Source organism: Deltaproteobacteria bacterium, assembly GCA_016234845.1.
Taxonomy (GTDB): domain Bacteria; phylum Desulfobacterota; class Deferrimicrobia; order Deferrimicrobiales; family Deferrimicrobiaceae; genus JACRNP01.
On the sequence record JACRNP010000049.1, the window covers coordinates 1 to 5018 of the forward strand.

Annotated in this window: 4 protein-coding genes and 1 pseudogene; 2 read left to right on the forward strand and 3 right to left on the reverse strand. The window is 65.6% G+C overall.

Annotation, left to right across the window (positions count from 1 at the left end):
- Positions 1-73: 73 nt before the first annotated feature.
- The 3 genes and pseudogenes from HZB86_04290 to HZB86_04300 form a co-directional block, all read right to left on the reverse strand.
- A complete protein-coding gene (locus tag HZB86_04290) occupies positions 74-1150 on the reverse strand; it encodes a branched-chain amino acid ABC transporter permease (protein MBI5904758.1) in 1077 nt (358 codons plus the stop codon).
- Positions 1150-2034, reverse strand: coding sequence for a branched-chain amino acid ABC transporter permease (locus HZB86_04295; GenBank protein ID MBI5904759.1), 885 nt, complete (start codon positions 2032-2034; stop codon positions 1150-1152). The genes HZB86_04290 and HZB86_04295 overlap by 1 nt, the downstream gene beginning before the upstream one ends.
- Positions 2033-3043 (reverse strand): annotated as a pseudogene (locus tag HZB86_04300) (ABC transporter substrate-binding protein). Before HZB86_04300 ends, HZB86_04295 begins: the two are co-directional and overlap by 2 nt.
- Positions 3044-3297: 254 nt before the next feature.
- On the opposite strand from HZB86_04300, the gene HZB86_04305 reads away from it, so the two are divergent.
- Positions 3298-4554, forward strand: coding sequence for an MFS transporter (locus HZB86_04305; GenBank protein MBI5904760.1), 1257 nt, complete (start codon positions 3298-3300; stop codon positions 4552-4554).
- Between the two features lie 56 nt (positions 4555-4610).
- The coding region (locus HZB86_04310; GenBank protein ID MBI5904761.1) for a GNAT family N-acetyltransferase at positions 4611-5018 on the forward strand (408 nt) is incomplete at its 3' end.

The following is a 5018-nucleotide window of genomic DNA, read 5'->3' on the forward strand; positions in this document are numbered from 1 at the left end:
ACGTCGAAGGAAAGGTCTCCGACGGCCTGGAGGCCCCCGAACCGCTTGCTGACCCCCCGGACGGACAGGAGCGTCACGCGGCCTCCTCGTCCGCCGGGTTGCGGGACACCATCCGCCGGATGTCGGAGAAGACGTGTCGGCGCAGCAGGCCGTCGGGGGCGAACAGCATGATCAGGAGGAGGATGATGCCGAACACGGTGTCGTCGAACGTCCCGAAGTAGCCGCGAAGCGACAGGTAGTTGAGGACCAGGCTCATCAGCAGGGCGCCCCAGAGGTTCGCCATCCCGCCGATCGCCACGATGGCGACGTACCGCACCGACTTCATGACCGACGCCTCGGACGGGCCGATCCCGCCGTTGAAATGGGTGAGGAGCACCCCCGCCGCGGAGGCGAAGACCGCGGAAAGGACGAACATGTGCAGCTTGTACCGGGCGGTGGGGATCCCCATCGCACCCGCCGCGTCCTCGGCCCCGTGGACCGCCGCCAGCGCCCTCCCCACGCGGGAGTGGACCAGGTTCAGCAGGAGCACCATCCCGACGATCACCGTCCCCCAGGCGATGTAGTAGTTCGAGACCCGCAGGGAGGAGTTCCCCGAGATCACGAGCCCCGAGAAGATCGGGAACCCGGGCACTTCGGAGATCCCGTCCGCCGCCCCGAGGAATTCGGTCCCGAGGACCATGCGGTAGACGATGATCCCGAAACCGAGTGTCGCCATCGCCAGGTAGTGCCCCTTGAGCTTCAGGACCGGCCCCCCGATGACGTACGCGACGGCGATCGTGAGGAGGATCGCGGCGACGCAGGCGAGCCACGGGTGGACCGTCTCCATCGCGCCCCCGTAGGCATCGGTCCGGGATACGACGGCGCCGAACCGGGAGAGGAGGGAGAAAAGCGCCGTACCCTTGTGCGCCGCCAGGTTGTGGGTCGTGAGGAACGCCGACACGTATCCGCCGATGGCGAAGAATCCCGCGTGGCCGATCGAGATCTGCCCCGCGTACCCGATCAGCATGCACAGCCCCATGATGAGGAGGGAGTAGTACGCCGTCATCGTCAGCTGGGTGAGGTGGAACGACGTGCCGGTGAGCCGGGTCGCGAACTGGATGCCGACGACGAGCGCCGCGAACGCGGCGACCACGGAGTATCTCCGCGCCATCAGAACTCCTTGAGCCTCGCGGCCTCGGCGCTGCCGAACAGGCCGCTGGGCCTCGCGAAGAGGATGACGAGGAGGATGGCGATCGAGATGGCCTCCTTGTAGGCCGCCGGGAGGATCCAGATGCTGAACGACTCGAGGATGCCGAGGATCATCCCGGCCCCGACCGCCGCGCCGCTGTTGCCCAGCCCCCCCAGGATCGCGACCGTGAACCCCTTGATGGCGAGCGGCGTCCCGCTGTCGTACTGGACGTAGGTGATCGGGCAGACGACGCTGCCGCCGATCGCCCCGATCGCGGCGCTCAGCACGAAGGAGAAGGTCACCATATTCCCCGCGTTGATCCCGCAGATGCGCGCGGCGTCCCGGTTCGCGGCGCAGGCCCGCATCTGCCTCCCGAGCATCGTGAGGTTGAAGAAGGCGGACAGCAGGGCCACCGCGACCGCCCCGATCCCGACGACCCAGAGCACCTGCGGGGAGATGTACACCCCTCCCAGCCGGATGGAGGACACCGCGGTGCCGGTGAAGTACGGAAGCGCCCGGACGCTCTCCCCCCAGATGTGGAGGGCGGTCTCCCGGATCAGGATCGAGACGCCGATGGTGATGATGACCATCCGCAGCACCGACGGCTTGTGGAGCCACCGGATGAAGACGACCTCGATCAGGGCTCCCACGGCCATCGTGACGGCGACCGCCCCGACGATGGCGGCCGGCAGCGGCAGGAACTGGTTCAGCGTGACCGCGGTCATCCCCCCGACCATGACGAACTCGCCCTGGGCGAAGTTGATGATGCCGGTCGCGTTGTAGATGATGTTGAACCCGATCGCGACGATCGCGTAGATCGTCCCGTAGGTGATTCCCGCGACCAGGTATTGAAAGAAGAATTCCAGCGTACCGGACCTTCTCCTTGTCCGTGCTCTTGGCCTTCTCGATCGCCTTCACGAGGATCATGAACGCGTCATACGCGTGCCCGCCGAAGGTGCTGGCCTCCTCGCCCTTGAACTTCGACTCGTAATCCTTCTTGTACTTCACGAGGAGATCCTTCTGCGGGTGGTTCTTGGGCAGCACGTCGGCGACCAGCAGCCGTCCGGCCGGGAACAGGACTCCCTCGGCCGCCTCGCCGGCCGCCTGGACGTACTTGATGTTGCCGAACCCGTGGCTCTGGAAGATGGGAACCGTGAGGCCGATCTGGCGGGCGTTCTTGAGGACGATCGCCTGCGCCGGCTCGATCGACCAGTTGACGACCGCCTGGACGTTCGCCGCCTTCATCTTCGTGACCTCGGCCGTCAGGTCGGACGCGGCCTTGTCGTATACCTCGTTGGCCACGATCGTGATGCCCTGCGGGGGCGCCAGCTTCTCGATCTGCCCCTTTCCCGCCTGGCCGAAGCCGGTGTTGCTGGAGAGGACGCCGATCTTCGTGATCTTCATCTTCTTCATCTGCTCGAAGATCTTGAGGATGGCGTCGCTGTCCTTCTGCGGGGTCTTGAACACGTACTTCGCCATCGGGTTGACGATGGCCTCGGCGGCCGCGCAGGAGAGGAGGATCGTCTTCCCCTCCTCGGCGACCCCCTTGATCTTCATCGTCTCGCCGCTGGTCGAGGGGCCGATGATCGCGAACACCTTGTTCTCGTCGATCAGCTGCTTGGCGAACGAGAACGCCTTCTCCGGGCTTGCGCCGGAATCCTTGACGATCAGCTCGATCTTGTGGCCCAGGACGCCGCCCTTCTTGTTGGTCTCCTCCACGAGCATCTCGAGCGTCTTCGCCTCCGGCGCGCCGAGGAACGACGCCGGGCCTGTGACCGACAGGATCGCCCCGACCTTGATCGTCTCGGCCGCCTGGGCGTACGCCCCGGTCAACAGGGCCGCGAGCACGATCCCCAGAACCGCTGCCTTCTTCATTCTTTTCCCCCCCCTTAAGGATTGGTTTCGCGGCCGCCCGCCCTCCCCCCTCGCGGGGGCGGAACCGGCGTACCGCCTTTCACTCGATGAATGAGACGATGGAACGAGTTGTTATAATAGGTGAGAATCCGTTTGGAGACAACCCGGGCAGCGCCTTCCGCCAAAAGTGGTGTATTTCGCAAAACGGTACTACAATACGCTTGGGCCGTCAATAATATTTCGATACGTTGTTTTGCGTGGTATATTCCCACCCCATGACCGTCCCCGCCCCCCCGAGGAACCGCATCCACTACGGGTGGGTGATCGTGCTGGCCGGCATGCTCTGCATCGTCGCGTGCCTCGGATTCGGCCGCTTCGCCCTCGGCATGCTGCTGCCGTCGATGGGATCGACGCTCCGCCTGTCCTATTCGCAGATGGGGTTCATCAGCACCGCCAACTTCCTCGGCTACCTCCTCTCCGTGCTGGTCGGCGGCCACCTCGCGGCCCGGATCGGTTCCCGCCGGCTCATCTTCCTCGCGCTCCTGACGGTGGGGATCTCCATGTTCCTGGTGAGCCGGGCGACCGGCTTCACCTCCGTCCTCCTCCTCTACATGGTCACCGGGATGGGGAGCGGCGCCACGAACGTCCCGGTGATGGGGCTGGTGTCGGCCTGGTTCTCGAGCGCCATCCGGGGGCGCGCGGCCGGGTTCATCGTCATCGGCAGCGGGTTCGCCATCATGATCTCCGGCCGCCTCATCCCCTACGTGAACCGCACGGTCGGCCCGGAGGGGTGGCGGACGAACTGGCTGATCCTGAGCGGGTTCGTGACGGCGATCGCGATCGCGAGCTTCGCGCTCCTCCGGGACCGGCCGTCGGACATGGGACTCTCCCCCGTCGGAGACGGCGGCCCCGCCGCGTCCGCCCCCCCGGAGGGGGAACGGAGGGAGGAGAACATCTACCGGAAAGGGATCATCTACTACCTCGGCGCCATCTACTTCCTCTTCGGCTACACGTACGTGATCTACGCGACTTTCATCGTGACCACGCTGGTCCAGGAGCGGGGGTTCTCGGAGAGCGTCGCCGGCACCTTCTGGATGTGCGTCGGGTTCTTAAGCCTCTTCTCGGGCCCCGTGTTCGGCACGCTCTCGGACCGGATCGGCCGGAGGGCGGGGCTCATGATCGTCTTTTCGCTGCAGTCGGTCTCCTACCTGCTGATCGCCACGAGGCTCCCCGGCGTCTTCCTCTACCTGTCGATCGGCTTCTACGGGATCGTCGCCTGGAGCATACCCTCGATCATGGCGGCGGCCATGGGAGACTACTTCGGCGCCCGGAAGGCGGCGGCCGCCCTTGGCTTCGTCACCTTCATCTTCGGGCTGGGCCAGATCTCCGGGCCGGCGATCGCGGGACTCCTCGCGGAGGGAACCGGCAGCTTCTCGGGCAGCTTCTACATGGCGGCGGTCTTCGCGGCGGTCGCGGTTCTCCTCTGCGGCTTCCTCCGGAGGCCGGAACCGATCCATCAAGGAAATGCTTGAACTTTTCCCTGATTATGGTATTCAGGTACTGAATTGACAGGAAAGTGGGCGAGGGAATGACCGACACGATCTCCATCCGGAACGCGGTGCCTTCCGACATCGACGTGATCATCGCCATCGACGAGGTGGGCCCCGCGGAGGAGAAGCCGGCGTACTGGCGGGGGATCTTCGACCATTACGTCCGCGGCGGAAAGAAGGACCGGGTGTTCCTGGTCGCGGAGGCCGCGGGCTCGGTGGTCGGCTTCATCGTCGGGGAGGTTCGCGCCTGGGAGTTCGGCTCCCCTCCCTGCGGCTGGGTCTTCGCCCTGGGCGTATCCCCCGAAGCCCGCGGGGCGGGGATCGCCAAGCGGATGTTCGAGGAGATCTGCCGGCGGCTTTCGCAGGCGAACGTCTCCACCGTCCGGACCATGGTGGACCGCAGCAACAAGATCACATTGTCGTTTTTCCGCAGCCAGGGGCTTCGC